General features: G+C 60.2%; 3 protein-coding genes. 1 reads left to right on the top strand and 2 read right to left on the bottom strand.

Annotated features, from left to right (window positions below; genetic code table 11):
* Positions 1 to 981 (bottom strand): KUP/HAK/KT family potassium transporter (locus tag GSQ92_RS11795; protein WP_371418554.1); only part of this gene is annotated, 981 nt, incomplete at its 3' end.
* A gap of 232 nt (positions 982 to 1,213) precedes the next feature.
* On the opposite strand from GSQ92_RS11795, the gene GSQ92_RS11800 reads away from it, so the two are divergent.
* The gene (locus GSQ92_RS11800; protein WP_158803235.1) at positions 1,214 to 1,483 is read left to right on the top strand and encodes an HU family DNA-binding protein; all 270 of its coding nucleotides are present in this window, start codon (positions 1,214 to 1,216) and stop codon (positions 1,481 to 1,483) included.
* Positions 1,484 to 1,526: 43 nt separating this feature from the next.
* Here GSQ92_RS11800 and GSQ92_RS11805 read toward each other — a convergent pair whose 3' ends face one another.
* Positions 1,527 to 2,057, bottom strand: a complete 531-nt coding sequence (locus GSQ92_RS11805) for a hypothetical protein (protein WP_159013492.1) — start codon at positions 2,055 to 2,057, stop codon at positions 1,527 to 1,529.
* Positions 2,058 to 2,317 lie beyond the last annotated feature (260 nt).

The following is a 2,317-nucleotide window of genomic DNA, read 5'->3' on the forward strand; positions in this document are numbered from 1 at the left end:
GAGCAGGCCCGGAAACCAGCCGAGCTGCATGGCCTGTCGGGTCAGGGAAAAGACCCCCGTGATGATGGCTTGGCTCGCAATGATGGTGGCAAGGGTCGCGAGGCCGACGAGCGGAACGACGGCCCATCCAGGTGCGAGCTTGAAAAAGGGATTGCCTATCAAGTTGGGTGTCTTGATCAGAAGCGCCGTTTGGCCCGCGTAGCTGAGCAGCAGCGCGGGCAGCACAACTCCATACCAGGATAGACGGATCGGGCGACGGCCGATGCTACCCATGTCGGCGTAGAGTGCTTCGCCGCCAGTTATGGCGAGGAAAACGCCCCCGAGCACGATGAAGCTTCGCCAGCCATGGCGGACAAGGAAATCTACCCCATGACGCGGATCGATGGCGGCTAGAACTTCGGGACGTTGAACGAGACCTAGGAAGCCCAGCACCGCGATCGTCGCGAACCAAATCAGCATGATGGGGCCGAAAAAACGGCCGATGCAGGCAGTGCCAAATGTTTGTGCCGCAAACAGCGCGAAAAGGATCAGAAGAGCCGCGGGCATCACATAGGGCTTGAAGATAGTCGTGACGACATTGATGCCCTCGAGCGCGCTCAGTACGGAGATGGCAGGCGTGATGATGCCATCGCCGTAGATTAGGGCGCCCCCAAACAGCCCCACGGCAATGAGTGCGGGGGCGGCACGGCCGGCGCGACCGGCAACGAGAGACATGAGCGCTAGGATGCCTCCCTCGCCGTGATTGTCGGCCCTCATGACGAGGATGCAGTATTTGATCGAAATCGTCACGATCAAGGTCCAGACGACGAGGGAGAGAAGGCCCAGCGCATCTCCCACGGAAGGGCGACCGCCCACGCCGCTCACAATAGTCTGATAGGTATAAAGTGGGCTGGTTCCGAGATCGCCAAAAACGATGCCGAGCGCCGCCAAAGCAGTTGTGGTCGTCGCGCCCTGCTTCGTGGCCAAGGCTGCCTCACGCATGTCTGGGGCGATCTCCGTCATTTTGGGCCAGTCTCCACCGAGATCCTTTGACGGCTTGGATCAACGGCCGCAAGGGCTGTTCGGCTCTCCATGCTCACCATGGATATGATTAGCGCGTTTTAGGGCACGGCACTGAGGACGATGGGTGGTTAGATGATCCCAGCGTGGCACTTGAATTTCTGAAGCCATCCCGTACAGGAGATGCGCCCAACCACCATGAGGACTGGTAACTGTGTCAAAAGCCTTCATTGCCTCCGTTCTGCAGGACTCTGCCGAGCTGACCGGTGTCGCGGCTAATCGAGCGGCTAGCGATCTCATAGATGCCATCGTCAAAGAGCTGAAGACCTCAGGTGGCTTCACCCTACCCAGCTTCGGCACCTTCCGTGTCGCCAAGACAAAGGCCCGCAAGGCGCTCAACCCACGCACGGGTGAGCCGGTCAAGGTTAAGGCGGGCAAAACCGTGAGATTCAAAGTCTCGCCGGCGCTCAAGAAGCTGGTCTAACGCCGCGACTTCGTCCAATCGACGTCGTCTAAGCATCACAAGATTATTCAGCCCTCGCGAGATCGAGGGCATTCTCCTCGACATGACCTGCACCGCCAATCGCTTCTCGAAAGCGGCCGGTTGCGCAGCGCGGCACATCGCGAATTAGAAAGACGGCACCGTCCGGGATAGATGTCGCCCACGTGCTTGGCGACGCGAGGCATCTTGGCTTCCCCGAGAGGAACCGGATGCCTCGGCCTGGGCGAGCCCCACGCAGGTTCCTGAGGGACGCAGCGATCTCGCGTCCGACGAGATAGATCGGCGTCTCACGCGCTTCGAACACGGAGCGAAAGGGCACCCGCTCGTCGACCGTGATCCGAAGATCAACCATGTCTTCCAGAGCAGCTATTCTGCCATCGACCGCCCAGATGTCCTGACAAAGCGCGCGCAGCGCCTGCTCCGCTTTGAGTGGAAAGACCCAGCCGGTCGTCGAGCCGAGCCACGTTCCACCGACCTGCCTTGCCCGATACGGAAGCGCCGGATGATAGGGCGCATCGAGTTCAAGCCGTGCCGCCGTGGCTCTAATGACAACCATGTCAGGTTCTCTCCAGAACTAGGCGAGTCCTAGCTGTCTCCTCGTTGCACGCCAACTGCAATGTCGGTGCAAGCCTATGAATTCGCTGAATCAGTCGCGGCCAAGAAATCAACAATGTGAATCTGCGGCTCCGTGTGCCGCAGCCGTCGGCGCAGGTTGCGTATATGACAGCGAGCCAGGCAAAGCTTGTGTGTAGATCGAGGGACCCCTTCCGGACGCGGCCAAGCCAGAACGTCCCTGGCGGTGCGCGTCACCTAGCG

Origin of the sequence: Acidisoma sp. S159 (genome assembly GCF_009766125.1) — a bacterium.
Classification (GTDB): domain Bacteria; phylum Pseudomonadota; class Alphaproteobacteria; order Acetobacterales; family Acetobacteraceae; genus Acidisoma.